We start from the raw sequence: 26,359 nt of genomic DNA on the forward strand, positions 1-26,359 counted from the left end.
AGCCCCGTCCATCTCCGGACGGACGGGGCTCTATCTAGCTATCCCGCTCAGTGCCTGCGTGGTGTGACGGGCTTCCGGGTGGCTGGCTGACGCCACCACCACAGGCCCCGGCAAACAGGCGGTTTGAGTCCGAAGAACTGCCCACAGCGAGCGCACCAGCTCAGCCCTGTTTCAGGGTCGCGCGTGGCTTGATCACCACAGCGGGGACACTCGCTCATGGACGGCCTACTCTCAGGCGCTTGCGCTTAGGTCGAACTCTCCTGCCTTGATGGCATCCGTGAGGGTAGTCCACCCATCGGGGGTCATGCGCACTACGGTTCCAGGCTCCTCACTGTCGCGGATCGCGACAACACCCGGAACGTTGATCGCGATCTCAGGGCAGTTGTTGACCCGGTTGTCCCGGCACAGTGCTGCGGTGTTGAACTCAAACTCTGGTAACTGCATAGCGGTTCCTTTGGTTGTACTGCGGGGATTCGGTCCCCGCGCCGTTTCCGTCGTAGCCGTCACCTACGAGCGGAGTTCTAGAGGGCACTCGTGGGAATCCGCGTGCCGCGATGGGGGATCTCGTCCCTGTGCGGTCCTGGGGTCAGATGGGGCGCACAGTCAGGACAGGCGTACAGGGTCCTGGTCCGTCCACAGGAGGCCTGTGCGGACCTGACCGGCACTGGGGCGTCTGTGTCCCGGGTACAGCGCTGGCAGGCCGCTGAGAGTGACTGTGGCGGCGAGCTGGTCAAGGCGGCGAGGTTCATAGGTGCACCCCTCGGGGTGCGTAGACCAGAACCCTGGGACCCTTCGGCCTAGTGACTCTGAGTTGGACCGTGCCGTCATCGGCACCCACGTACGGCCGGGCCGGGGGAAGGTCGTCATCATGGAACGGGGTGTGTCGGTCCCTGGCATGTTGTGGCGTGGGGGTGGGCCACGGTTGGGCCCACGGCCCGAGATCCACACCGAGTATGGGGCCGGGTGTTGTGTCGTGGCCGTTGTGTTGGCCAGTGGCAGGAAGTAAGAGATCCAGTGCCCGTGTCAGGGCATGGCGGATTGTCTGACGCATATGTGATTCCTTACGCGCTGTTGTCTCGGGGCCCACCCGACAGGAACCCGCGTGCCTGTTGGGTGGGCCCTTTTCACCGCCTCCCAGACTTGCGGGAGCACCAGGAGGCGGGAGCTAAAGGTGGGTCACAACACCCAGGAGAAGAGGACCCACAGGAGCGCGGCGGGTAGGGCCGCGATCATGGCCCAGTAGAGGTAGTGGCCATAGTCCATGTCGAGTTGGTAGAGGAGCTTTCGGATGGGGCACACGGTCAAGGCCTAGATCGGCTGTGTGCGTTGGCCCGAGCTACTTCAGCGCTCATCGCATCAGACTGTTCAGCGGGAACAAGATCCTCGGCAGGGGCCTCCCACTCCACACCGCCGTTAAGGGGGCGGAGTTGGTAGCGGGCCCCGTCATGAGCCATGACCCGCCCCACTAGGTTCTCCCTACGGGTGTCCCGGGCCACAGAGCCGACTTCGAGCGTATAGGGGTGCCCCTGGGCCTCTGACGGGCCGTCCACGGCGCTACTGTTGTGCATGTCAGTCCTTCCAGACTGGCCACGCCCCCGGGCCGTTCACGCGGCTGCGGGGGTTTTGCCTGAGCGGTGTTCCGCCCTCGCACTAGGCAACCGTGCGGCTACGCACAGCGGTACCGTTGAGGCTCAACCGGTTTTCAAAAGCTTCAAACGGACCTTGAACGTGAGGGGTTGAACCGTGGCCACACGTGAGCCGAACGAGTCGCTTGCCCGTCTGTACCGCGAGACTGGATGGAACCTGCGCCTGTTCGCTCAAGCGGTCAACCGGATCGGGACTGAGCGGGGCACCCCTCTCACTTGTCGGGAGCAGTCCGTTCACCAGTGGCTCAAGGGGTACATTCCCAAACCGGATACCCGTCCGCTGATCTTGGAAACTCTCTCCCGCAAGTTGGGGCGCCTGATCACTCACGCCGACGCGGGGTTCCCAACGCCTACAGAGTCAGCGACGGGGCACCTGAGTACTGTGGAAGGGCTCATTGATCTCGGCAGCCAAGACATGTCCCCGTCCCGTCGGGGCATTGTGGGCGCAGGCTTGTTCTCCGTCGCGCTCACCCTGCCCAACTGGCCCGACATCGTCGGGCGTATGGAAGCTGCCCAAACCGGTGGTGCTCTACGTCTCGGTATGGGCGAAGTTCAGATGGTCATTGCCATGACCGAGAAGGTCTCGGAATTGGATGATCAATTTGGGGGACGTCATGCGCGCCCCATGGCGGCATCTCTTCTCGTCAACACAGTTGCGCCCTATTTGCGTGCCGAGGCCCCTCAGTCGGTTCGCAAAGCAATGATGTCCGCCGCTTCTGACCTTTGCTATGTGACTGGCTGGATGGCCGTGGACGAGGGGCTTCACGGTCTCGCCCAGAGTTACTACACAAAGGCCTTGGAACTCGCAGGGGCATCCGAGGATCACCTCACCTTCTGCCATGTGCTCCGGGGAATGAGCGTTCAGGCCGTGGACCTAGGACACGGGAAGGAAGCCCTGCGACTAGCCGATGCCGCCGCCGCTGCATCTCCCCAGGCAGGGCCAAGGATGCGCGCTTTCCTTGCCGGACAACAGGCCCATGCAGCGGCACAACTCGGGAACAGCGCAGATGCTCTGAAGTACCTTTCGGAAGCTGAAGTGGCGATGGAGAAGGCGGAGTCACAGGCGAAATCATTTGGTTCCTATGACCCAGCGGCGCTCTACTACCACATGAGCCACGTTCACCATGAACTGGGCGATGTGGCGGGCGCGGTGGACGCTATGAAGCAATCAGACAACCTGTGTGAAGCGGTCTATCGACGTTCTAGGGTGAAAGAGCGGGCGACCCTGGCCGAGTTTCAGCTAAAGCTCGGGCACCTGGAAGAGTCTTGTGCCACCTATAACGAGGTACTTGACGAATATCCCTTGCTTCAGAGTGGTCGGGTTGACCAGCAAGTTCGGAACATGCGGCGACTAATCAAACCCCATCTGAGGAATCACGCCGCTCGTAATCTGTATGAGCGTGCACGGCTAGTCACTCCGGCATCGCTACCGATCTAGCGGAACCAGAAGGCCCCCACTCCGGAGTGACTCGGCGTGGGGGCTCATATCTTGATTGGTTAGAGGAGTGCCCGGAACGGGTTGAGGCGGCCGAACGGTTCTGGTTCCGTCACCGGCTGTGGCTCTGGGGCTTGGGCGGGTGTCGCGCGGTACGTGGCCATCTGGACGATGTTCGTGCTCTGCGTTTCGGCTACCGTTCCTTGCTCCGGTTCAGGCTTGGCTTTCGGTTCCGGCTGACGGGAGGCTGTCTCATCCAGGGTGAAAACCGTCGCGGGTCTGCCTGTTTTCCCGCTCCGTTCCACAGTGACCGCGATCCCCGGAAGGTCTCTCACCTCTGCCGCTGTCGCACCGACGAACGGCAACACCTGGGTGGACGTTGCCCGACCGCCGTGCAGTTCTATGCGTGCCCGAACCTTGTCCGCCAAACTGAGCGGTTGACGCCTCACCTTTGGTGCCGTAGCGCCCCTAGTGATCCTTACAGCGTCCTGAACCGAACGGCGAACTAGGGTGAACGCTGCGGACAGGGTCTCTTCGGTGATGGTTTCGGAGCACTCTGAGGCCGCGAGACAGGCCGCAACCCTGAGTGTCTGCTCTGCTGTCCGTTCGATGAATACAGCCTGCCCCTCAGGCAAGGTCTCACCCAGGATGCGGGCGTACCTACGGATGATGTGCCACAAGGGGCGGGCGTCTTCCCCTAGGGCGATCATCCGGGGTCGTGCTGTGGCCCATGCGTAGGCGTCGGAGAGTTCCCAACTGTCCACATCCGGCAGGCTGACCCGATCATCGTCAAGCATCGGAACAGCACCCAGCAGAAACGGAAGGATACGGTTGTACGAGCCACCGGCGGCATCTGATTCCGCAACATATTTTGCCCAGTCTGAGGGCGTTATGTGGGAGTGGAGAACCATGGCAGGGTCCTTCACCACTTGAGGCCCTTCCTTGGTGGTGTTGCGGAGTGTCGCTCCGTCCCACGCTGCCCTGAGCTTGGTGGTGAACGACGGATCTCGCTTGACTCTCTTGAGCGTTTCCGTCCATTCCTCTTCCAGCACCAAAGCCCGAACGTCACGGCCCTGTTCTGTCTCCACTGTGGCTTCCTGTTGCTCCCACAGCATGTTCACCAGGGCCGCGCCCGACGTGATCCCTGATGTGGTGCGGGTAGCGAGGAATCGACCGAGAGACCGGTCAAGAACATGAAGCGCTGCCCTTAGCGCGGTTCCCTTGCCCCTTCCGGTACCGGCACACAGTGCAGACCAGATCAGAACAGGGCGCGCGTTTCCACGAGACGACACCTTGACCGTGCCACCGATGGCAGCCGACCACATCGACAGGGCAGCCACGTACACACCCAGCGGGTCCGTTTCAAGGAACGGGGTGATCCTGCGAACCGCACGCCCGATAGGGCCGTAGAGAACGGGGACGCTCATGCTGCTGTCTCTTCCTCACGCTGGGTTTGATAGTGAGCAGTGGCGACATGGCGCCAACGGCCGTCGTCCTTGACTAGGGCATCTGGGTTGTTGCCGTTGGGCAGACACAACGGAATGGTGTCCCCACCATCGGAAGGAACCACAGCGACACGGGTCCGGGACTCCTTGGCCCCGCCGACTCCTGCCGCTCGCTTGGCCGCTGCCACAGTGAACGGATCGGCCGTGACGACACCCGTACGTCGCCTGCCGTGGGGAGTAGTCCAAGACACCCAGCTACCGGGTGCGTAGTCACGCTTGCTCTGCCTGCTACCCGACCCGTAGCCCTTGGCGTTCTTCCACACACTCAAGTCGGCGGGTCTGGGATGCCGACGGACTACGGGAACGGTTGAGGCGGTACTGACAGCGGCGCTCAGGCCGCTGCCGCTTTTCCCCCCGAACCGTTCCGGTGGGCCATCTCATACGCGCAACGGACGTCAGCCGGTATACGACCGCTGCCCCGCAGAGTTGACCAACCGTTGCTGCGTGCCCATTCCCGGATCGCCCGGTTGCGTTCCCGCTCACTCATCTCAGAACGAACGACCGTGACAGGCTCCGGAAGGGGGTCACCACCAGCCAACACACCAGCGCATACGGCGGACTTGAAGCGACCCACAGCACGCACGTCCATACACGGAATGCCTAGCTCGGAGGCGTCCCGGATCTTGGTCACGTTACGTTCACCGCCCTCCCCCAAGATCAGCAGGACGGTGGACTCATCAGCACGCCCAACCACGGTGTAGCCAAGATTGCGGACCGCATCACGGGCAGTCTCCCAGTCGTACCCAGGAACCTCACCCGCCATGACAACGGATGGCTTGGCTACAGGCTCCGTCTCCGTCTCCGTCTCCGAGACAGTCTCAGGGATGCTCACACTGTCCGTGCCACTGGTGGGCAGTGGCTCAACAGCGGAAGTGTCACTCTCGGGCAGACCAGTTCCCAGAGTGTCAATCAAGTGCCTTCCAAAGGTGACTGCATGCTCCCCACACAAGTCCCATGCTCGCTCCCCCAACGTGAGCGTGTCCGCTGCCTCTTCCTCACTCCCGTCACGCGCCAGATGCGCGTCACACAGAATCTTCTCTACCGGAACGAGAACGGTCCTACGCATGGGAATCCTTTGATTCGACCGGACTAGGAAGTCTCAGGAGCAGAAGCCAGCCACTCAGGCCCGCCCCTCACATTCAAACTGAAACTCCCAACATCCTCCCCGCTCTCTATCTCGAAACGATAACACGCAGATAACTAAATGATTATGCATGCGGGGGTAACGGGGAATAGAAAGAGGAATGGGAACCGCCGGAGCGCCTTCCATTCATCGTGTACGGGTATTACAAAACAAGGGAATTGAAGAATGGTGATCAGATTCGCCGCAATTCCCCTTGCGGAATGGGATAGGAAAGGCCTGTAAGGAGTTCAAGAGAGCGCCTTGGGGCACATTTAGGCCTCTTTTACGTGTCCGTGGGATGGAACGCCGAAAAGGACGCGTAGGCGCCTCTCGGAAGGTCCAATAAACAAAGAAAAAGGGCCCCTGCGTGTGCGGGGGCCCTGGTGGCTCAGGTAGGCCAAGTAACGGCAGCCTTGACGATTCCCTTGGTTGGGAGGGTCTCATTCCAAGTGCTGTCGGTCTTTTTCGTATCCATTCCGGGGAAGCGGGTGATCTTTCCCCCGTACAGGTGGAGGGTGTCTATATAGTCCGCACGATACTTTTCGCTCTGTCCTTCACGGAACCCAGTGAACTGGGATGCGTAGGTGGCGAATTCGCTGTGTCCGGCCACGATGTCCACGCCTGCCGGCATAGCGGTAGTAGAGGCCACCGTGAAGCCGGCAAGACGGGCAACCACACCATTGGCTGTCACCCCACCTTCACCGTAGGCCGCAGCATTCGCAATGGAAGGATGCTCAATGAGATAGCGCTTTACCTTCGGGGATACAACGACGTAACGACCGTCAGGAACATCGCTGCCATCAAGCACAAGCATCATGTCCAGGATCGCGCTATAGAGGGCCTGTGGAGTGGTTGCGGCAGTGAGCGTGACATTGGGCAGCGCAGTAGCTTTCGTGGCGATGACACCGCTCATAAAGCTGTCTGCCTCGCGCGCCAACGCCCGAATCATCTGCTGGTTGATGGGAGAGTTGAGCCCTCCCGCAAGCTGAACCTTCTCCGCATCCTCCACAAGCACCTGAAGGTACTTTGCCTCGGTAATCGGAAGGCTCTGCTTCACGGTCTCGGGCCGCTGGGAAGTCATCCCATCCGACAACTTGTAATCGCCAACAGTCGGACTGACGAGAGAGTTGATGTGAACAACATCCCCCTGCTCACGAATCTTTCCTTCATACTTTCGATTCGAGACGAGCCGGGAACACCAAACAAGCAGAGAATCAAAAGCAACAAGTAGTTCGGAATCCCAAATTTCAGGGACAAAGGTATGAGAAGTAGGATTCTGATAGGTGAAGGCCATAACACTCCTTGCTAGGGGCTATCGGTTGCGAGCGTCAAGGGAAAGGCTGGGCTTGCTGGGGCCGACGTAGCCGCCTTGACGGCCAAGCCCAATCCCTTGCAGATAGGTAGGCGCTTTGGGCTGGAAAGGCTCAAGAAGCTTGGCAATTTCTTTTACTGAAGGTGAACCGTCCTCCTCTAGCAGTTTGGAAGTATTTAGATATTCGGTGAACCCCTCGGGGAGGCTAATTCCATCCTTGGCTGCCTGAGCCCTCAACTCGGCGTGTGCGAGCTTTCCGGCGTACTCACTCTGTACCTCGGCACGGATCGCCTCGGCATGATCCGCAACAGAGCCTGGATTCCCTACGGACCCGACTTCTCCCTGACCCTCCATAAAACCACCCACCCAAAATAGAGATAACTAAGAATCAAAACAACTATTCAATTATCCAATAGGGAGTTTCCAAGACTTAGAGTCTCTGTCACTAGGGCCGCCTTAAGGGCGGCCCTGTTACCTCACAAGAGGACAACGTAAGAGAAACACTGCCCCCCTTACCCCCCACTGTGATGTGACCAGAAGGAAGCAAGAGAAGAGCTGTTTCTCTACGTTGCCCCCTCACAGGGAGGTTTCCGCAGAGCCTCATAACGACTTAGGAACTGCCCGGCCCGTAGGCCGTGCCAGAGGCACACCGCCGAGTGTGCATGGCCCCAGAGGGAAATCCCTCCACAGTCTCTGAATAAATGCTTCATCGTTCTTGGGACAGGATGATCCCCTCCCACACTTCCCGAGACTGTTGGAACTGATCTGTACTCTTTCCCCCGATTTTCGGGGCCTTCTTCCATATGGCGATGTCCGGAGGCATCTCCGGGGGTCTGTACGTCCAGTTCCGATGGATGCCAATGAAAATTCCTTTCCGCCTGAGCCGCTGTGTGCGGCTCTTGGCGTGCTTCTGGTGTCCAGGGCAGTACCTAAGAGGGCGCCCCTTCCCTCGCGGCTCCTGAGGGCTATACAGGGGCCTCCCGCAGCCTTTCCACCGGCACCATTCCGAAGGAAAGTTCCGGCGTTCGATCAAGAAGCCCGAACCGTACTTAGCCCCTGCCTTCTGCGATTCAGCCCAGAGCGAGCGCAGTTCGCCGAGAAAACCAGGTCTGACCACACCGGGAGGCCCCGACATCAGGTCGCGCAGCTCGTTGCGCTTGTGCTCCGAGTCGAAGGGCGGCAGTTTCGCCGCACTGGGGTCCTTCAGCAAATGAACCAACCGGTTAAGGAAAGCGACCACCTGGGAGAAGGACATTCTCTCGCGCCCCCGCCAGGGGCTAGGCCAGTCCTCCCACTTTTCCTCTCCTGCCTTGTTCAACAAATCCGTTGCTTCCTGCTCCAGCCTGTCGCGCTTCCGGTCGCCTAGTGGCGGCATTTCACTGATCGTATTGCCCTCTCGAAACAAAAAAGCCCCCGACTAGCCTCGGGGGCCCCAGTTGGATACCTAACTAATCAAGACTGTTCGTCGAGCCACTTCTCCAGATCATTCCTACGGCAGCGCAAAGACTGGCCCACCTTCCGGAACGGGATCAACTCCCTTTTCCAGTTCCCGTACACCCAGGAACAGGGCTTACTGAGATATTCAGCCACATCGTTAACGGTCATCAGCTTGTTCATTGATGTTCTCCCTGAGCCGTTCAGTAGGGGCGGCCGTTCCGCCCGTTACTGCCTGACGCTCAATCAAGATGACACAAGCCGAACTGGTTGCGTCAAGTTCATTTCACTTCCCGAACTCCCTGCATCTAGTTCGCTTTCGTGTATGGTGGAGACATGAACACACAACAGGCCAACCCGCCCGACGGCTGGCAACGAGAAGGCAACGAACTGGTCTGGAACCGCGCTTACGGTCCCTGGCTGGTCACTGCACGCTGCCCGGTGCACGCCCCCTTCAACGGCCCATCTGAACTGACCGTCCGCCTCGCCGTGGGCGGGACAGATGAGAAGGCGATCTTGAAGGACATGGACCAAGCGTTGGAGACAGATGGCATCCCCGCCAGTCTCTTGCGTCAGATCCCGCTTGCAGAGATCAAGGCGGAAGCTCGCGCCGCCTTGTCCCGGCAGGAGGACAGGGCCATGAATGACCACTACCCAGTCCCGGCACGCTGCCACACCGAAGAGGACTACGCGCTACTGGTCGCAGAATTGGCCCGTATGCGCGCAACCGGTACCACTGCCCCGCAAGGGGAGTTGGCTGCCAACCTAGGCATCGGCAAAGCCACAATGTCCGAACGCATCAAACGATCCAAGGAGCTTGGCCTCTGGGACGGACGGCGGCTAACCGAAAAGGCTCACGAGATTCTCATCCAGTGGCGTCATGACCAGAAAGGCAGCTAGAGCTTTGACTAAACGCGGTAATGGGCTCGGGGGGACTCCGGTGGAGATCCCGCGCAAGGGACGACCGAACACCTGGGGCGTACGTACTCCCCTGCACCTCAACAAGGCCACAGGCCAGAAGGAGCGCTATTGGATAGGCAGGGAGTTCAAGAACAAGACCGAGGCGGAAAGGGCCTCACGGAAGTGGATGACCGACCATGACGCGGGCAAGCTCGCGGCCCGCTCGGACATGAAGTTGGGTGACTGGCTCGACAAGTGGCTGAGCAATCACAGGAAGGAGGGAACCACTTTGGCCGGATACGAGACAAAGATACGGCTGCACATCAAACCGCACATCGGCGGAGTCAAGCTGTGCGAGGTTACCGATGACACCTTGGATGACCTCTATCGGCTCTTGGAGTCTGCCCCGTGTCCCACCAACTGGGGAAAGCCTCTTGGAGCCAAGAGCGTGAGACATATCCACAACATCCTGTCCGGAGCGCTCGGCGCAGCCGTGCCGAAACTAATACCGACCAACCCAGCCGCGACAGCACACCCGCCAACCGCCCGGCAGATCAAGGCGCAGGAATCCAAGTTCCCAACACTGGACGACGACCAGACTCGACGGTTCCTTTCGGCGGTCTGGGAGCCGTGTGGCGGGCGCCGGTGCGGGCCGCTGCACCACTGCCTTCGAGACGCGGCACTCTGGACCACGATCGCGGTGACGGGCGTTCGGCGCAGTGAGGCCATGGGAATGAGATGGTCGCTCATCAACTGGGACCAGGGCGTCATTGAACTGGGCTGGGTAGTGGTGGAGGTAGGCAACACCTTCCTGCTACGGAGGCTGCCCAAGGATGGGGACGACAACGCGCGGATCTATGTGGATCAGTCCGTGATGAATGTTCTCAAGCGGCAGAGAGAACGACAGAACGTGGAGCGTGCCCGACTTGGGGATGCCTGGGTGGACAGTGATCTCGTGTTCGCCCGGGACGGCTTCAAGCTGTACCGGGGTGAGGCGGGCGGACCTCAGGACCCCGAGAAGGTCTCGGCTCGTTGGCGCACCCTGCGGAACCGGCTGCACCTGCCGGAGAACTTCCGGCTGCATGACTGGCGGCACAGCAAGGTCACGAACGATCTAGAGGCCGGAGAGAACCCGGTAGAGGTCTCCGCGAACGTTCGGCACCACTCGCCGGGCTACACCATGGCCCGGTACGGCCACACACGTAAGGATGGAGCGCGCCGCTTGGCCGCCTCCGGGGCGGGCCGACTCGGCCTGTCATCCCTGGTCTGACCTGGGGAATTTCTTGGCTGTTGGTCACGTGGTTGGTCACGCCGCAGTCTAGAAATGCAGAAAACCCCTGATCAACAGGGGTCTCAGCTGGTGTCCGAGGGGGGACTTGAACCCCCACGCCCGTTAAAGGGCACTAGCACCTCAAGCTAGCGCGTCTGCCATTCCGCCACCCGGACAAGGTGTCTGTCGCCTGGCTTTCGGCCGTCGCGACGTGGAAAACCATAGCAAACATTCGGAGTGCTCGATCACGTCCCATGGGGCTCTCGGAAGCTCCCCGCGGCCTTCGACGTCCACCGCCGTGATGCCGCTCCGGCGCTCGTCCCGCCCGGCCGCGACCCCTCGTGAGTGGTGCGACCCTTGGGGGCCGCGACCCATCGCGGCAGGATAGGCATGAACCACCAGCAGCGACAGCGGGAGGAATCAGCGTGAGCGAGTCCGTGAGCGAGTCGACGGCCCGTGCCGTCTCGGGCCAGGACGAGGTCGTCGACCTCTGCCGTGAGCTGATCCGGATCGACACCAGCAACTACGGAGACCACTCCGGTCCCGGTGAGCGGGCCGCGGCCGAGTACATCGCCGAGAAGCTCGCCGAGGTGGGGTTGGAACCGAAGATCTTCGAATCCCACCCCGGCCGTGCGTCCACGGTCGCCCGGATCGAGGGCGAGGACCCCTCCCGGCCCGCGCTGCTCATCCACGGCCACACCGACGTCGTACCGGCGAACGCCGATGACTGGACCCACCACCCCTTCTCGGGAGAGATCGCCGACGGCTGCGTCTGGGGGCGGGGGGCGGTGGACATGAAGGACATGGACGCGATGACGCTCGCCGTGATCCGCGATCGGATGCGCACCGGCCGCAAACCCCCGCGCGACATCGTGCTGGCCTTCCTCGCCGACGAGGAGGCGGGCGGCACCTATGGCGCCCGTCATCTCGTGGACAAGCACCCCGACCTCTTCGAGGGCGTCACCGAGGCGATCGGCGAGGTCGGCGGATTCTCCTTCACCGTCAATGAGCAGCTACGGCTCTATCTCGTGGAGACGGCCCAGAAGGGGATGCACTGGATGCGGCTGACCGTGGACGGCACGGCAGGCCATGGCTCGATGACCAACAACGACAACGCCATCACGGAGCTGTGTGAGGCCGTGGGCCGTCTCGGTCGCCACAAGTGGCCGGTGCGCATGACCAAGACCGTACGGTCGTTCCTGGACGAGCTGTCCGATGCCCTCGGCACCCCGCTCGACCCCGAGGACATGGACGCGACCCTCGCCAAGCTCGGCGGAATCGCCAAGATGGTGGGCGCGACCCTCCGCAACTCCGCCGCCCCCACCATGCTGGGCGCCGGCTACAAGGTGAATGTCATCCCCGGTCAGGCCACGGCACATGTCGACGGCCGATTTCTGCCGGGGTACGAGGAGGAGTTCCTCGCCGACCTGGACCGGCTGCTCGGGCCACGGGTCAAGAGGGAGGACGTCCATGGTGACAAGGCGCTGGAGACCAGCTTCGACGGTGACCTGGTGGACGCGATGCAGATCGCGCTCAGGGCCGAGGACCCGATCGCTCGGGCCGTCCCGTACATGCTCTCCGGCGGCACCGACGCCAAGTCCTTCGACGATCTCGGTATTCGCTGCTTCGGGTTCGCGCCCCTGAAGCTGCCGCCGGAACTGGACTTCGCGGGCATGTTCCACGGCGTTGACGAGCGGGTTCCGGTGGACGGCCTCACCTTCGGGGTGCGCGTCCTCGACCGCTTTATCGACCAGAGCTAGCCGAGAGAGATCCCAAGAGACCTCAAGAGATCCAGCGAGAGGCCACCGGGCACGGGTACTCCTGCCGTGCTGCCGTGCGCGGTGTACTGAAACGAAACTCCCACAATCGTCAATCTGTGCGTGACTGACTGAGAAGAGTGAAACGACCTTGGGGCTCGTAGCCCCATCGGTCTCTCCTCGTTACAAGTGGTGCGGTCCGCGGCTGGGACCGCATTGCCAACAAGGAGGAAAAATGATCAAGAAGGTCGTCGCTGCTGCGGCTGCCACTGGTGGCCTGATTCTCGCGGGTGCGGGCGTGGCCATGGCTGACGCTGGTGCCCAGGGCGCCGCTGTGGGCTCTCCCGGCGTGCTCTCGGGCAACCTCGTCCAGGTGCCCGTCCACGTGCCGGTCAACGTGTGCGGCAACACGATCTCCGTGATCGGGCTGCTGAACCCCACCTTCGGCAACACCTGCATCAACTCTTGATGTTGTGAATCGGCCCATCGGGGCCTGGGTTTGAACCCGGGCGGTCCCGGAGTGCTCACCAGCACTCCGGGACCGCCCGGGCTTTTCCGCTTTCGGGCGATGGGCCCGGAGGCAGTCCAGCAAGAAGGCAAGGAATCAACCTATGCGACAGGTCACGCGCAAAGGCCTGATCACCATGGCGGCTGCGGGTAGCGCGATGGCGCTCGGCGGCTACGCCCACGCGGACTCCGGGGCTTACGGCGGGGCGTCGAACTCCCCGGGTGTCGCCTCCGGGAACTCGGTCCAGGTACCGGTGAACGTTCCGATCAACGCCTGCGGCAACTCGGTGAACGTCGTCGGCGCGCTCAACCCCGCGTTCGGCAATTCGTGCCACAACGGCTCCTCCGGCCAGGCGAAGCCGGGTGGTGGCGCGCACGCCGGGGGCTCCCAGAACGGCGGTGGCACTCAGGCCGGCGGGTCGGTGAGCACCGGCGGTCAGGGCGGTGGCGCCCAGGCGAGCGGGGGGACGTCGAACTCCCCGGGTGTCGCCTCCGGGAACTCGGTCCAGGTACCGGTGAGTGTTCCCGTCAACGCCTGCGGCAACTCCGTGGACGTCGTCGGCGCGCTCAACCCGACGTTCGGCAACGACTGCGCCAACGCGTCGTCGGTCAGCCGGCCGGGCACCCCCCAGCAGCCCGTAACCCCGGGTAGCCCCAAGCCCGCCGAGCCCGCCCCCGGCAACCCGGCCGGCCCGAGTGAGCCCCGCAACGTGCCCCCGGACACCTCCGGCACCCAGACCGGGCCCAAGACCCCTGGGGAGCGCGGCACCCCGCCCAAGGCTGATGACCCCGCCCCCCGCGCGGTCGCCCAGACAGACGACAGGGGGGCGCTCGCGGAGACCGGTATGGGGACGCTCGGTGCGGCCGTCCCCGCCGGCGCGGCCATGCTGCTCGCGGGAGCGGTGCTCTACCGCCGCGCCCGCGCCGCCGCCTAGCGCAGGTCCGGCGATCCGGGGCGGATCACCACGCGCCCGTCAGGGATTGCGGGACAGCCCTCATGGCTGATGCCGCTGTTCCCCGGTGCGCACCGCGCTGAGCGCGGGCACGGCGGGAAAACGGCGACATCAGCAGCGCGAGCGGCAACCGACACGGTTGCGGGAAACAGTGGGAACGGAGTGGGTTCCGCGGTGGCGGGGCCTGCTCCGTACTGATGCGGTGATCACCAGGTGGCGCGAACCTGGCGGATGATACGGCGGCGCAACCGCACCCGGCGGCTGCCGTCGCGGTGCAGGGTCAGTCGGTCCAACTCCCAGTGTCCGTACTCGGCATGGTCGGTCAGCAGGCGTGTCGCTTCCTGGCGGGAGACCCCGCGCGGGACATACACATCGACAAATTCGTATTCCGGCATCGCATCTATTGTGCGGGCAGAGGCCCAGTACGGATAGCGTCTGCACTATGTCTGATGCTGCGCAGCCCACCGCTGCCGAGGTACGCGCCGCCGCCGAGGCCGTCAAAGCCGCACTGGACCGTCACCTCGCGGCGGTCGAGAGCCGCACGGGAGACGACGACCCGGCCGTCTACGACGCGTTCAACGCTCTGGCCGTGGCGGCGGAGACGTACGACGAGCGACTCTATGACCGCTATGACGAGGTGACGCCCTTCGAGATCCCGGGTGCGGATGAGGCACTGCCGCCGTACGCGGGCCCGGAGGAACCCAATGCCCTCAGTGTGCTGATCCGCCGTGACTACGCGGTGGTGGAGCCCCAGCGACTGCTTGCCCAGGCGCATCGCATCGCCGCTGCCGACCCTGACGACGCCGGCCCGCAGGACTCCCAGTCGGCGGCGAGCAGCGTTCATGCGGCACTCGGAGTGCTCTTCGCGGAGTATGAACCGGACGAGATCGTTTCGCAGCACAAGGAGTTCGGTCTGGAGGAGGGGGACTCGACCCTGTGGGTGTCGGCCCTGGAGGATCTGCCCGAGGCAGGCGAATGGCTCAGCGCGCCCTTTGAGCAGGCGGACCCGCAGCGGGTGGTGATCCGGTTCGACGTCAGCGCGGTCTTCGACGAAGACGATCTGGGCGAGGACCTCGACGATCTCGATGAGACCGGCCTCTGACCAGGCGTCGTCCCCCGGACGGCTCGGGCCCGTCCCCCTGACGCCTCAGCGTCGAGGGGCGGGGCCCGAGCCGTGGGGCGTCGATCCGCCTCCTGCCCGGAGCGCTACCCCGCTAGGACTCCGGGGCCGGTTCGGGCAGCAGGAGCAGACCTTCGAGCAGCGTCCGCAGCCGGGTGGTGCGCTCCTGGGACGGGATCTGGGCCACCGCATGGGGCAGCGCCCGATCCACACCGTGCACAACGGACAGATGGCGCGCGGCCCGGCCGAAGGCCGTGTACACCCAAGGGCGGCTCAACCCCGGTACGGCGTCCCCGGGCAGCACCACCACCGCCGCGGGCCAGCGCATCCCGGCCGCCTGGTGGGCCGTCATGGCCCAGCCATGGCGCAGGGCCGTGTCGACCCGCTCCTTGGGCACGGTCACCGGTGTGTTCCCGCACTCCAGCCGCAGGCCCTCGGCGTCCGCTGAGACCACCGTGCCCGGTACGGTCCGGCCGAGCGCCGGGGTGTACGCCACCCGGTCGCCCGGGTCGAAGCCGCCGAATCGACCGGGGCCCGGGTTCAGCCGCTGCTTCAGCGCCGCGTTGAGCGCACGGGTGCCCGCGGAACCGCCATGGCCCACCGTGATCACCTGGGTCTGTTCCGTCGGCACGCCGATGGCCCTCGGCACCGAGTCGGCGACCAACTGCACCGTACGGTGTACGGCCTCGCCCGCGTCCCGCACGGGGATGATGACGACTTCCTTGCCCGGTGCGTCCACCACACCGAGCTCCCCGGCCCCGATTCCCGAGACCAACTCGCCGATGGGCCCCGGATCCGGCGTCCGTGAGGAGACGCTCGGGCACACCCGGGCGGCCAGCAGATCCGCGAACACCCGTCCGGCTCCCGCCGAGCCCAACTGCCCCGGGTCACCGCTGAGCAGCAGCCGACTGCCGTCAGGCAGCGACTCCACCAGCATCGCCGCCGTCTCCACATCCAACTGGGGAGCGTCCAACACCACCAGGAGGTCCAGCGCCAGCGCGCCGTCCTTGTCCCGACCCGGCCCCTGGGCACCGGAGAGCAGACCCGGCACGGTGACCGCGCCCCGCACGCCGTGCTCGTCCTGGACCGTGTACTCACTGTGGACCGCGACGACGGTACGCAGCCCGAGCGCGGCCGCGGCCCCGGCCAGGGCGACCGGCTCGGCCCGTGCGGCCTCACCGCCCGTGTGGACCACCAGACCACTCGCGACGACGGCCCGGGCCAGCTCATCCGATCCGACGGCCGCCCACCGGTCGTCCGCATCCGACCGCGCCAGCCGGGCCAGACCGTCCGCCAGGCTCTCCTCCGCGAGCGCGTAGCGGTCGAGCCCCAGCAGTACCGGGCCAGCCGCGGGGGCTTCCTCCGAGTCGTCGTCGGCCGGTTCCTCCTCACCGTCCGTGGAGTGGCTGTCAAAGATCAGCACCACCCCATCCGCCGCCGCGCGATGGAGCGCTTCCTCCGGCTCGGGCACCGACCGCTCGGCCAGTGCGGCGCAGACGGATGCGGAGTCCACCGCGGTGTGTCCTTGCCGGGCGGCCCGCTCCAACTGCCACATGACCAGCGCCGCCGACCGGCGATCGTCACCGGGGCCGCACTCAGCGCCGAGGAGGGCCCGAGCGAATCCATCGGCCTGCTCAGGGGAGACGCCGGGTACCGACAGCAGCTGCCAGGGGTCCGCCCGCAGGACCGCCCCCGCCTGGTCACCCAGCACGTCCGCCGCCTGCACCGCGAGGGCCTCGGGCGCGCCGCCCGCGCCGAGCACCGTCCGTACCGCGGCAAGGGTCTCCGGGGAGCTTGACCGCACCGCGCCGGACTCCGTTGGGGCCTGGGGTGACTGCGGCGGGCGGGTCGGCCCGGTGGCCGCGGCGCGGGCAGGCTCGGCGGACGCCGCGCGGCTCGGCGCCGGGGCGTCGTAGAAGGCGCTGCTTCGCTTCTCCCCGCTCTCCACCGCTCGCACGGCCGCCAGCAGATCCGCCGCCTGCCCGCTCAGTTTGGCGCCGCTCGCGATCGGTCCGTCCTTCTCCGCCTTGCGCTGCTCGATCCGCTTCCGCAACTCCCGCTGGGCGATCAACGCAGCCGCCGCCTCGGAAGGCTCTGCGGCGTCGCTGCCACCCGCGGCGGTGGTATCGACCCCGTCCGACGGCAGACCTTCGCCATCGGTGTCGGCGGCGGGCGGGGGAGTGGTCAACGCTTCGGTGGGCTCGGCCGTTGTCGCCCCATCGGTCGTTGACTCATCGGTCTGGTCTGCCTCACCGGCGGATCCGGACTCAGGTGCGGGTTCAGCGCCGGATACGGATACGGATACGGATACGGGTTCAGCGGCGGGTGCGGGTTCAGCGCCGGATACGGGTGCGGATACGGGTTCAGCGGCGGGTGCGGGTGCGGACTCGGCATGGGGACCGGGGCCCTGCCCCAAGGGTGACGCGGTCACAACATGCTCCAGTCCTGGTCGGGATAGCGGTGCACGGGCGCCGACACATCGTCGAGCGCCCGCCGGATCTCGTCAGGAAGCGTAAGCGCCTCCACTGACAGTGCGGCCAAAAGCTGCTGCGCGTTGCGCGCGCCGATGATCGGGGCCACCACTCCGGGTTGGTCCCGCACCCAGGCGAGCGCCACATGCAACGCCGTCGTCGCCAGCCCATCCGCAGCCGTGAGCACCGCGTCCACGATGCCATCCGCGGTCTCGTCGAGATACGGCTCGACGAAAGGGCCCAGTATCTCCGACGCACCTCGTGAGTCCGAAGGAGTGCCGTGCCGGTACTTCCCGGTCAACACCCCACGACCCAGCGGGGACGACGGCAGCAGGCCCACCCCCAGATCGAGCGCCGCGGGCAGGACTTCACGCTCCACACCGCGCTGAAGCAGTGAGTACTCCATCTGTGTGCTCGCCAGGCGGGTGCGCGGACCGGGCGATGCCATCTGCCAGGTCGCTGCCTTCGCCAACTGCCAACCGCAGAAGTTCGACACCCCCGCATAGCGGACCCGGCCGCTGCTCACGGCTATGTCCAACGCCTGGAGCGTCTCCTCCAACGGGGTCAGCACATCGAACGCGTGGACCTGCCAGAGATCGACGTAATCCGTCCCGAGCCGTTGCAGCGAATCGTCCAGGGAGGCCAGCAGATGCCCTCGGGAGCCATTGAAGCGGCGGTCCGGATCGAGCACGCTGCCCGCCTTGGTGGCTATCACCAGGTCCCGCCGGGGCACCAACCGCTCGATCAATTGCCCCAGTAGATACTCCGCATCCCCGCCGCCGTACACATCGGCGGTATCGACCAGTGTCCCGCCCGCTTCCCAGAACGCCTTCAGTTGATCCGCGGCGTCATGCTCATCGGTGTCCCGGCCCCAGGTCAGGGTGCCGAGTCCGATCCGGGACACGCGCAGGCCAGTGCGGCCGAGATGCCTCTGCTCCATGAGCGCTGAGATTACTGGCCAGGGGACGCCCCTGAGGGACCCTGTGGATAACCGCCCTCCCGCCCCGCCAGCCCGGTCCCCCCTGACGGATCTACGTCACCCGCGCTAGAGTCCCCGAAAGGCAGAAGTTACTGATCGGTAAGAGGGAGTGGTTATGCGACTCGGCATCAACCTCGGCTACTGGGGCGCGGGGATGGACGGCGACAACCTCGCTGTTGCCCAGGAGGCCGACCGGCTCGGCTATGACGTCTGCTGGGCCGCGGAGGCCTACGGTTCCGACGCCCCCACGGTCCTCGCCTGGGTCGCGGCCCAAACCGAGCGCATCGACGTGGGCTCCGCGATCCTCCAGATCCCGGCCCGCCAGCCAGCGATGACCGCGATGACCGCCGCCACCCTCGACTCCCTCTCCCACGGCCGCTTCCGCCTCGGCCTCGGGGTCTCCGGCCCGCAGGTCTCCGAGGGCTGGTACGGCGTGAAGTTCGACAAGCCCCTCGCCCGCACCCGTGAGTACGTGGAGATCGTCCGCAAGGCGATGACCCGTGAGCGGCTGTCGTACGAGGGAGAGCATTGGACGCTGCCCCTCCCCGACGGCCCCGGGAAGCCGTTGAAGCTCACCGTGCACCCCGAGCGCGAGCACATCCCCCTCTATATCGCCGCGATCGGCCCCAAGAACCTGGAGCAGACCGGGGAGATCGCCGACGGAGCGCTGTTGATCTTCCCATCCGCCGACCATCTGGAGGAGACCGCGATCCGGCATCTGCGGACTGGCCGACAGAAGGCCGGCAAGACGATGGACGGCTTCGACGTCTGTCCCACCCTGCCGCTGGCCTTGGGCGACGACGTCGACGCCCTCGCCGACGTGTTCCGTCCGTACACCGCCCTGTACGTCGGCGGTATGGGTAGTCGCCAGCAGAACTTCTACAACCAGCTTGCCCAGCGGATGGGCTACGAGAAGGCTGCCGCCGACATCCAGGACCGGTATCTCTCCGGCGACAAGGACGGAGCGGCGGCGGCCGTCCCGAAGGAACTGATCGACTCCACCACCCTGTTGGGCTCCGTGGAGCGGATCGCCGACCGCATGCGGCAGTACGCGGAGGCAGGCGTCACCACCCTGACCCTGGCCCCGGCCGGGTTCACCCTCGACGAGCGCATCGCCGCCTTGCGCGCGGGCACCGAGGCCCTGGAGCGCTCCGGGCTCGCGTAGGTCCGCAGCGAGTCCCCGGGCCCGGCGCTACGAACCTCTGTCCGTCCCCGCTGCGGGTCGAAAGGCCCCCACGAGAACGGTGGGCCCCCGAAGCGGGGCTCCGAGCGGCTTCAGACGAACCCGGACCCTGGCCGGACAGGCCCTACGGGGATGGGCCGGTCGCCTTCGGCGCGGTGGACACCGTGCCGAAGGGCCGGGTCGGCCCGTGATACCCCGCTGCCGCTGTGACACCACCAAGCCCACCCGGGTGAGCCGTTCGTAGACGGTCATATCCCCCGTTCGGCGCAGTTGGTCGACGCACCTGTTGCCTTGCCCTCCTTCCCGCATTTGACTCTTTCTCTGCGGACTCCTTCAGGAGGTGGCAGTGATGCTCTCGGCTCGAAGCCTTTTCCAGGAAATCATCGATCACGACGATTCCTTTCAACTGTTCTGCTCCATCGCCGCCAGCGGCGAGGCCCAAGGCGGCTGGGAGAACACCCGTATCGCCGCCCTCGTGCCTCCGGGCATGGCCACCCTCGCGCCCAAGATCGCCCGGCACGGCGCTGACGAGGACAAGCACGGAAGGATCTTCAACGCCCTGCTGAAGAAGCGCGGGCTCGAAGCGGTGCCCGTACCGCCCGAGACCGACTACACGATGCTCCTGGAACAGCACGGCATCGGCCTCGCCCACGACAAGCTGCGCCGTGATGAGCCCCTGACCGAGGAGGACATCGTCATCTACCTCGCGCACAGCAGGGTCACCGAGCAGCGCGCGGCCGACCAGATGGACATGCTGGTCAAGCACTTCGGCGACCATCCAGAGCTCGGCAATGCCATCCGGATGATCTGCAACGACGAGGACAACCACCTCGCCTACTGCCACGAGGAGCTACTTCGCCTCGCCGCCGACGGCCACGGCCGTACCATCCATCACGTCCTGCGCGCGAGCGCCCTCGCGGAGATCCAGGTCTATCGCGATGTCAGCCTCGCCGTCATGTCACACATGGGCCGACTGCTGAACTGGCCCAAGGCCAAGTCCGCCGCGCTCGCCGCCGGTATCCACGGGATGTACGCGTATGAGCGCTTCGGCGGCTGGCACCGGATGATCAGCCTCGCCCTGCCGGAGCGGCGCGGCGCCCTCGACGGACCACCGACCGCCGCCCCCGCCTTTTGACCTGCCAGTCCTTGGTCCTGGTGAAGACGCGTCCCCTCTCCTGCGGGAACCCACCTGTGCACGACACCCGTCGCGGTACCCGGGAGCCAGTTGCGCAAGCGCCGCCCTCACAGCCAACCGCGGCGCTTGAACAGTCGGAACAGGCCGTAGACCGCCCCTGCCATCAACAGCAACACCGCCGGATAGGCCCACACCCAACCCAGCTCGGGCATGTGCTGAAAGTTCATTCCGTAGATCCCCGCGACCATCGTGGGCACCGCGGCCATCGCGGCCCAGGCCGAGATCTTCCGCATGTCGTCGTTCTGCCGGACGCTCTGCTGTGCGAGATGCGCGGCGAGGATGTCCGACAGGAGCCGGTCCAAGCCCTCCACCTGTTCATTGGCACGGGTCAGATGGTCGCTGACATCGCGGAAGAACGGCTGCGAGCGCTCATGGACAAAGGGCACCCCCGCGCTCGCCAGCCGGGACATCGGTCCACCCAGCGGCACGGTCGCCCTGCGGAACTCCAGCACCTGGCGCTTGAAGACGTAGATCCGAGCCGCCGTCGGAGGGCCTGCCGGTGTGCCGTCCCGTTCGCCCGCGCCGGTCTTCTGATCCCGCTTCGCCTTCTCGGACGGGCGGGAGTCCTTGCTGGCCGGGGCGAACACCTCCGCCTCCATCTCCTCCAAGTCCACCTGGAGCTCGCCCGCCACCTCGATGTACTGGTCGACCACGGCATCACTGACCGCGTACAGCACAGCCGTCGGACCGTGCGCCAACACCTCGGGTTCCGCCTCCAACCGCTGGCGTACGGCAGCGAGCGGTGAGCCCTCCCCGTGGCGGACGGTGACCACGAAGGAGTCACCGATGAAAACCATCAGCTCACCGGTGGTCACGGTGTCCGTCTTCGGTTCATAGACCACCGGCTTGAGAACCATGAAGAGGGAGTCGTCGTACACCTCCAACTTGGGGCGCTGATGTGCTCTCAAGGCGTCCTCCACGGCCAGGGGATGCAACCCGAACTCCCGCTTGACCAGGTCGAACTCCTTGTCTGTCGGCTCGTACATGCCGATCCAGAGAAAGGCGTCACCGCTTGATCTGGCCTCGGCGAGTGCGTCGGAGAGGTCGGCCGGGCCCTCGGTGCGGCGCCCCTCGCGATAGATGGCGCAGTCGACGATCACGGTGCGTATTCTTCCGTGAGCGCCTGGCCTGCGCACCCCGGCGGGCGGGCCGCCGCCGGGTGTGCCGACGAGCGTGAAGACCTGCCCCCGCACGGTGGGCGACCAGGACGTTGACGACACGACCTAGGCTGGCGGGCATGGCCACGCTGATTCTGGTACGACACGGACGCTCCACCGCGAACACCGCAGGGATACTCGCGGGCTGGACCCCTGGTGTTCATCTCGATGATCACGGCGCCGCACAGGCCGCCGCCCTGCCGGACCGGCTGGCCGGTCTGCCGCTCGCCACCGTGGTCAGCAGCCCGCTGGAACGCTGTGTGCAGACCGTGCAACCGTTGCTGGACGCCCGCCCGGAGCTGCGGTTCGAAACCGATGACCGGGTGGGGGAGTGCCACTACGGGGACTGGTCGGGGCGCAAACTCAGTGAACTGGCCGACGAACCACTGATGCAGGTGGTGCAACAGCATGCTTCTGCGGCGGTCTTCCCTGGTGGTGAATCCATGCGCGCCATGCAGGCGCGGGCGGTCGACGCCGTACGCGACTGGAACCAGCGCATCGACGCCGAGCACGGCGGGGACGCGGTCTATGCGATCTGTTCGCACGGGGACATCATCAAGTCGATCGTCGCGGACGCACTCGGTATGCATCTCGATCTTTTCCAGCGGGTCCATGTGGAACCTTGTTCCGTGACAGCGATCCGTTACACCCGTACGCGGCCATTTCTTCTGCGTCTCGGAGACTCCGGCGAACTCGGCTCGCTGGCCCCGCGAGACAGAGGTGAGGGCGCGAGCAGTGGCAGAAGTGCCGATGGAGGCGACGGTGAGGGGACCGTGGACACCGGAACCGGCGACGGGGATGCCGTCGTCGGTGGCGGCACGGGCGCCCGGTGATCGCCTGGCAGTAGGGTGGACGGGTCGAGTGCGCCAGCACCGCCGGGGCGGCCTCGCGGGCCGTCCACACAAGTCCTTGCAGGTCGTTCCCGAGTTTTGAGGGAGTCAGAGCGTGTCCCGTCAGGTGTTCCTCTACGACCCACCGGACCGGTTTGTGGCCGGTACGGTCGGGCTGCCTGGACGCCGTACGTTCTTCCTCCAGGCATCGGCCGGAGGGCGCGTCACCAGTGTGGCCCTGGAGAAGACCCAGGTCTCCGCGCTCGCCGAACGCATCGATGAACTCCTCGACGAGGTCGTACGCCGCACCGGAGGCAACGCGCCCGTACCCGCGGTGGCGCCGACGGATGTCGCGGACACCGCGCCCCTGGACTCCCCGGTCGAGGAGGAGTTCCGGGTCGGCACCATGGCGCTGGCCTGGGACGGTGAGGAACAGCGCATGATCGTCGAGGCGCAGGCGCTGGTAGAGCTGGAAGCGGAATCCGACGAAGACCTCGCGGATGCCGAGGAGCGGCTGCTGAGGGACGAGGAGAACGGCCCGCCCATGCTCCGGGTACGGCTGAGCGGGGCGCAGGCCCGCGCCTTCGCCAAGCGCGCCCTGGACGTGGTCAACGCCGGTCGCCCCCCGTGCCCGCTGTGCAGTCTGCCGCTCGATCCGGAAGGACACGTATGCCCGCGCCAGAACGGATACCGCCGAGGAGTGTGACCGCCCTCGACTTGCTTGCCCAGGGCGAGCTCACCATCCGCGGCCAGGTCCGTGAGGCGTCCAACGCGGTGCTGTTCGGCTCGGTCTCCCACGCGGGTGAGGAAGCCTCCTGCGTCTACAAGCCGGTCGCCGGAGAGCGACCGCTGTGGGACTTCCCGGACGGCAACCTCGCCCAGCGCGAGGTTGCCGCGTACGAGGTCTCCGAGGCGCTGGGATGGTCTCTGATCCCCCCGACGGTCCTGCGGGACGGCCCCTACGGCCAAGGCATGGTCCAGCTCTGGATCGAGGCGGACACCTCAGCGTCCCTGCTCGGGCTGGTCGAAGGCGAAGAGCCGGGCGAGGGCTGGAAGGCGGTCGGCTTCGCCGAGGTGGGCCAGGGGCGCACCGCCCTTCTGGTGCACGCCGACGACATCCGGTTGCGCCGACTGGCCGTGCTCGACGCTGTGATCAACAACGGTGACCGCAAGGGCGGGCACCTTCTCCCCGTCGCGGACGGTGCGCTGTACGCCATCGACCACGGGGTCACCTTCCATGTGGACGACAAACTACGCACGCTGCTCTGGGGCTGGGCGGGGGAACCGCTGTCCGGTGAAGCCGTAACCGCGCTCGGCGCGCTCTCGGCGGCCCTGACCGTCGGGGAGCCGCTGGACACCCGGCTGGCGCAACTGCTGACTCCGGCGGAGGTGACCGCGGTCCGGGCCCGGGTGTCGGCGCTGCGGGACACCGGAAGGCATCCGGTGCCGTCGGGGGAGTGGCCGGCGATTCCCTGGCCACCGGTGTGAGTACCGAGACGGACGACCGCCAGCCCTGACCTGGTCCGGGGGACGGCAGGTGCCCACATCTCGCCTTCCGCGCCTTCCCCTTCCGCCCCTTCGCCTTCCGTACCACGCCCGCCGCCGGGGTACGCAGGCCCGGGCTCATTCGGCAGAACTCCTGCGATGAAGACCTCCGATGAAGACCTGCGGCGGAAACCGTCCGGCGGAAATCGTCCGGCGGAAATCGTCGACCGAACCCCTTCCGATCCCATGCGGGGGAGCGGCCGCGCTGCCGCCGGTTGGTGAGTTTCCTCTCTCCTGGGCAGGCCCTTCAGCCCTCGCCCCCGGTTCGGGTTTGCCCCCATCCGCAGCCCTCGCCCGAGTTCGCCCACCCGGCTTCGGGCGGGACGGCCCGAGGACTCTACGGGTGCAGCACAGCGCGCAGAGAACTCACAAGAGTGCCTAACCGGCCAACCGGCGTGATCCGGTTCGTATCCGGATCACCCGTCCGGTTAGGCTCAGATCATGTATGCCTGGCCCGCTTCTGAGGTCCCCGCCCTGCCTGGCACGGGCCGCGACCTTCGGATTCACGACACCGCGACCGGCGGTCCACTCACCCTGGCCCCCGGTCCCGTCGCCCGTATCTACGTCTGCGGCATCACGCCCTACGACGCCACCCACCTGGGACACGCGGCGACCTACAACGCGTTCGACCTCGTGCAGCGCGTGTGGCTCGACACCAAGCGGCAGGTTCACTACGTCCAGAACGTCACCGACATCGATGACCCGCTCCTGGAGCGCGCCATCCGCGACGGCGAGGACTGGACCCGGCTCGCCGAGCGCGAGACGGCCCTCTTCCGCGAGGACATGACCGCGCTACGGATGCTCCCGCCCCAGCACTACATCGGAGCCGTCGAATCGATACCGGGCATCGTTCCGCTCGTCGAGCGCCTCCGTGACGCGGGCGCGGCCTATGAGATCGACGGCGACTTCTACTTCTCCGTCGAGGCCGACCCGCACTTCGGCGAGGTGTCCCACCTGGACGCTGAGGCCATGCGGCTCCTCTCCGCCGAGCGCGGCGGCGACCCGGACCGTCCCGGTAAGAAGAACCCGGTCGACCCCATGCTCTGGATGGCCGCCCGCGAGGGCGAGCCCAGTTGGGACGGCGGTAGCCTCGGGCCCGGCCGGCCCGGTTGGCACATCGAGTGCGTCGCCATCGCTTTGGACCACCTCGGTATGGGCTTCGACGTCCAGGGCGGCGGTTCCGACCTGGTCTTCCCGCACCACGAGATGGGGGCTTCCCACGCCCAGGCCCTCACCGGCGAGCACCCCTTCGCCCAGGCGTATGTGCACGCCGGAATGGTCGCCCTCAACGGCGAGAAGATGTCGAAGTCCAAGGGCAACCTGGTCTTTGTCTCGACCCTGCGCCGTGAGGGTGTCGACCCGGCGGCAATCCGTCTCGCCCTCCTCTCCCACCACTACCGGGCCGACTGGGAGTGGACCGACCAGGTGCTCCAGGAGGCAGCGGCGCGGCTCGCCCGCTGGCGCGCGGCCGTCTCCCGCCCCGACGGGCCGTCCGCGGACGCTCTGGTCGAGGAGATTCGTACGGCGCTCTCCGATGACCTCGACGCCCCACAGGCGCTCCTTGCCATCGATCGTTGGGCGGAGCGCCAGCACACCGACGGTGGTACGGACGAGGGCGCGCCCGGGCTTGTCTCGCGCGCCGTTGACGCTCTCCTGGGAGTAGCGCTCTAACACCGCGCTCCAGGGGCGCCGGACGGTTCCAGGACCGCCAGCGCGCCCCTGGGCCCGCGCCCGGGGTCGCAGGTGACCCCGGGCGGTTCGGCTTCGTGGCGACCGCCGCAGCCCGGGGCGAGCGGATCTCTCCCACCGCCCGCCCCGACGGGGAACCGCCCCCCGCCATCCCCTACGGCACGGCAGCGATCCGGCGACTGCGCGACGGGCCTGGCGGCATGACCTGCAACGCTGGCAGGACTCTGTGGCTGAGACCGCTGAGACCGCTGAGACCGCTGAGACCGCCGGGACCGCCGACGGCAGCCGGAAACCGGGGGCCGGGGCCGGGAGTCGGGCGAACAGGGAAGTGGGCGAACAGGGAAGTGG

Annotated in this window: 24 protein-coding genes and 1 tRNA gene; 13 read left to right on the forward strand and 12 right to left on the reverse strand. The window is 65.8% G+C overall.

The features are described from left to right. Positions 1–231 precede the first annotated feature (231 nt). The gene (locus NBG84_RS18870; RefSeq protein ID WP_250920667.1) at positions 232–444 is read right to left on the reverse strand and encodes a DUF397 domain-containing protein; all 213 of its coding nucleotides are present in this window, start codon (positions 442–444) and stop codon (positions 232–234) included. Between the two features lie 732 nt (positions 445–1,176). After that, complete coding sequence (locus tag NBG84_RS18875; RefSeq protein ID WP_250920668.1) at positions 1,177–1,299, reverse strand: inorganic phosphate transporter; 123 nt, start codon at positions 1,297–1,299, stop codon at positions 1,177–1,179. Between the two features lie 444 nt (positions 1,300–1,743). Between NBG84_RS18875 and NBG84_RS18880 the strand changes: the two genes are divergently transcribed. Further along, positions 1,744–3,084: a tetratricopeptide repeat protein gene (locus NBG84_RS18880; RefSeq protein WP_250920669.1), complete on the forward strand. Its 1,341-nt coding sequence runs from the start codon at positions 1,744–1,746 to the stop codon at positions 3,082–3,084. A 59-nt stretch (positions 3,085–3,143) separates the two neighbouring features. Here NBG84_RS18880 and NBG84_RS18885 read toward each other — a convergent pair whose 3' ends face one another. The 5 genes from NBG84_RS18885 to NBG84_RS18900 all read right to left on the reverse strand — a co-directional run bounded on the left by NBG84_RS18885 (position 3,144) and on the right by NBG84_RS18900 (position 8,638). Continuing rightward, entirely contained in the window at positions 3,144–4,508 is a 1,365-nt protein-coding gene (locus tag NBG84_RS18885; protein WP_250920670.1) for a DUF3987 domain-containing protein, read from the reverse strand. Then, entirely contained in the window at positions 4,505–4,855 is a 351-nt protein-coding gene (locus NBG84_RS18890) for a hypothetical protein (protein ID WP_250920671.1), read from the reverse strand. The genes NBG84_RS18885 and NBG84_RS18890 overlap by 4 nt, the downstream gene beginning before the upstream one ends. A gap of 62 nt (positions 4,856–4,917) precedes the next feature. Beyond that, positions 4,918–5,652: an Lsr2 family DNA-binding protein gene (locus NBG84_RS41575; protein ID WP_425608659.1), complete on the reverse strand. Its 735-nt coding sequence runs from the start codon at positions 5,650–5,652 to the stop codon at positions 4,918–4,920. Positions 5,653–6,097: 445 nt separating this feature from the next. After that, positions 6,098–7,003 carry a phage major capsid protein gene (locus NBG84_RS18895; RefSeq protein WP_250920672.1) on the reverse strand — a complete coding sequence of 302 codons (906 nt, stop codon included), beginning with the start codon at positions 7,001–7,003 and terminating at the stop codon, positions 6,098–6,100. Positions 7,004–8,473: 1,470 nt separating this feature from the next. Continuing rightward, complete coding sequence (locus NBG84_RS18900; protein WP_308312084.1) at positions 8,474–8,638, reverse strand: helix-turn-helix domain-containing protein; 165 nt, start codon at positions 8,636–8,638, stop codon at positions 8,474–8,476. 153 nt (positions 8,639–8,791) lie between these two features. Between NBG84_RS18900 and NBG84_RS18905 the strand changes: the two genes are divergently transcribed. Further along, complete coding sequence (locus NBG84_RS18905; RefSeq protein WP_250920673.1) at positions 8,792–9,355, forward strand: helix-turn-helix domain containing protein; 564 nt, start codon at positions 8,792–8,794, stop codon at positions 9,353–9,355. Between the two features lie 40 nt (positions 9,356–9,395). Beyond that, entirely contained in the window at positions 9,396–10,625 is a 1,230-nt protein-coding gene (locus tag NBG84_RS18910; protein ID WP_250920674.1) for a tyrosine-type recombinase/integrase, read from the forward strand. Between the two features lie 88 nt (positions 10,626–10,713). Here NBG84_RS18910 and NBG84_RS18915 read toward each other — a convergent pair. Beyond that, a tRNA-Leu gene (locus NBG84_RS18915) sits at positions 10,714–10,801 on the reverse strand. 261 nt (positions 10,802–11,062) lie between these two features. Here NBG84_RS18915 and NBG84_RS18920 point away from each other — a divergent pair. From NBG84_RS18920 to NBG84_RS18930, 3 genes are all read left to right on the forward strand, one after another. Further along, entirely contained in the window at positions 11,063–12,385 is a 1,323-nt protein-coding gene (locus NBG84_RS18920; protein WP_250920800.1) for a M20/M25/M40 family metallo-hydrolase, read from the forward strand. A gap of 232 nt (positions 12,386–12,617) precedes the next feature. Further along, the gene (gene chpH, locus NBG84_RS18925) at positions 12,618–12,851 is read left to right on the forward strand and encodes a chaplin ChpH (protein ID WP_250920675.1); all 234 of its coding nucleotides are present in this window, start codon (positions 12,618–12,620) and stop codon (positions 12,849–12,851) included. 142 nt (positions 12,852–12,993) lie between these two features. Beyond that, entirely contained in the window at positions 12,994–13,824 is an 831-nt protein-coding gene (locus NBG84_RS18930) for a chaplin (RefSeq protein ID WP_250920676.1), read from the forward strand. A gap of 224 nt (positions 13,825–14,048) precedes the next feature. Here the strand turns inward: NBG84_RS18930 and NBG84_RS18935 are convergent, their stop codons facing one another. Next, the gene (locus tag NBG84_RS18935; RefSeq protein WP_250920677.1) at positions 14,049–14,237 is read right to left on the reverse strand and encodes a DUF5703 family protein; all 189 of its coding nucleotides are present in this window, start codon (positions 14,235–14,237) and stop codon (positions 14,049–14,051) included. Between the two features lie 47 nt (positions 14,238–14,284). Here NBG84_RS18935 and NBG84_RS18940 point away from each other — a divergent pair, with 47 nt between their 5' ends. Next, positions 14,285–14,944 carry a hypothetical protein gene (locus NBG84_RS18940; RefSeq protein ID WP_250920678.1) on the forward strand — a complete coding sequence of 220 codons (660 nt, stop codon included), beginning with the start codon at positions 14,285–14,287 and terminating at the stop codon, positions 14,942–14,944. A 112-nt stretch (positions 14,945–15,056) separates the two neighbouring features. Here NBG84_RS18940 and NBG84_RS18945 read toward each other — a convergent pair whose 3' ends face one another. Continuing rightward, positions 15,057–17,393 (reverse strand): helix-hairpin-helix domain-containing protein, encoded by a 2,337-nt coding sequence (locus NBG84_RS18945; protein WP_250920679.1) that lies wholly within the window; start codon positions 17,391–17,393, stop codon positions 15,057–15,059. After that, positions 17,390–18,373: an aldo/keto reductase gene (locus NBG84_RS18950; protein WP_250920680.1), complete on the reverse strand. Its 984-nt coding sequence runs from the start codon at positions 18,371–18,373 to the stop codon at positions 17,390–17,392. The genes NBG84_RS18945 and NBG84_RS18950 overlap by 4 nt, the downstream gene beginning before the upstream one ends. 154 nt (positions 18,374–18,527) lie before the next feature. On the opposite strand from NBG84_RS18950, the gene NBG84_RS18955 reads away from it, so the two are divergent. Further along, complete coding sequence (locus NBG84_RS18955) at positions 18,528–19,577, forward strand: LLM class F420-dependent oxidoreductase (protein WP_250920681.1); 1,050 nt, start codon at positions 18,528–18,530, stop codon at positions 19,575–19,577. A gap of 367 nt (positions 19,578–19,944) precedes the next feature. After that, positions 19,945–20,730, forward strand: a complete 786-nt coding sequence (locus NBG84_RS18960; protein WP_250920682.1) for a ferritin-like domain-containing protein — start codon at positions 19,945–19,947, stop codon at positions 20,728–20,730. 107 nt (positions 20,731–20,837) lie between these two features. On the opposite strand, the gene NBG84_RS18965 is transcribed toward NBG84_RS18960, so the two are convergent. Beyond that, positions 20,838–21,899, reverse strand: coding sequence for a magnesium and cobalt transport protein CorA (locus NBG84_RS18965; protein WP_250920801.1), 1,062 nt, complete (start codon positions 21,897–21,899; stop codon positions 20,838–20,840). 128 nt (positions 21,900–22,027) lie between these two features. Between NBG84_RS18965 and NBG84_RS18970 the strand changes: the two genes are divergently transcribed. The 4 genes from NBG84_RS18970 to mshC all read left to right on the forward strand — a co-directional run bounded on the left by NBG84_RS18970 (position 22,028) and on the right by mshC (position 25,993). After that, positions 22,028–22,780: a histidine phosphatase family protein gene (locus NBG84_RS18970; RefSeq protein WP_250920683.1), complete on the forward strand. Its 753-nt coding sequence runs from the start codon at positions 22,028–22,030 to the stop codon at positions 22,778–22,780. Between the two features lie 112 nt (positions 22,781–22,892). Beyond that, positions 22,893–23,483: a DUF3090 domain-containing protein gene (locus NBG84_RS18975; RefSeq protein ID WP_250920684.1), complete on the forward strand. Its 591-nt coding sequence runs from the start codon at positions 22,893–22,895 to the stop codon at positions 23,481–23,483. After that, on the forward strand, positions 23,447–24,265 hold the full coding sequence (locus NBG84_RS18980) for an SCO1664 family protein (protein WP_250920685.1): 819 nt from the start codon (positions 23,447–23,449) through the stop codon (positions 24,263–24,265). The genes NBG84_RS18975 and NBG84_RS18980 overlap by 37 nt, the downstream gene beginning before the upstream one ends. 498 nt (positions 24,266–24,763) lie before the next feature. After that, positions 24,764–25,993 (forward strand): cysteine--1-D-myo-inosityl 2-amino-2-deoxy-alpha-D-glucopyranoside ligase, encoded by a 1,230-nt coding sequence (gene mshC, locus NBG84_RS18985; RefSeq protein ID WP_250920686.1) that lies wholly within the window; start codon positions 24,764–24,766, stop codon positions 25,991–25,993. Positions 25,994–26,359: the final 366 nt, after the last annotated feature.

This window comes from Streptomyces albipurpureus, from assembly GCF_023701525.1.
Lineage (GTDB): Bacteria > Actinomycetota > Actinomycetes > Streptomycetales > Streptomycetaceae > Streptomyces > Streptomyces albipurpureus.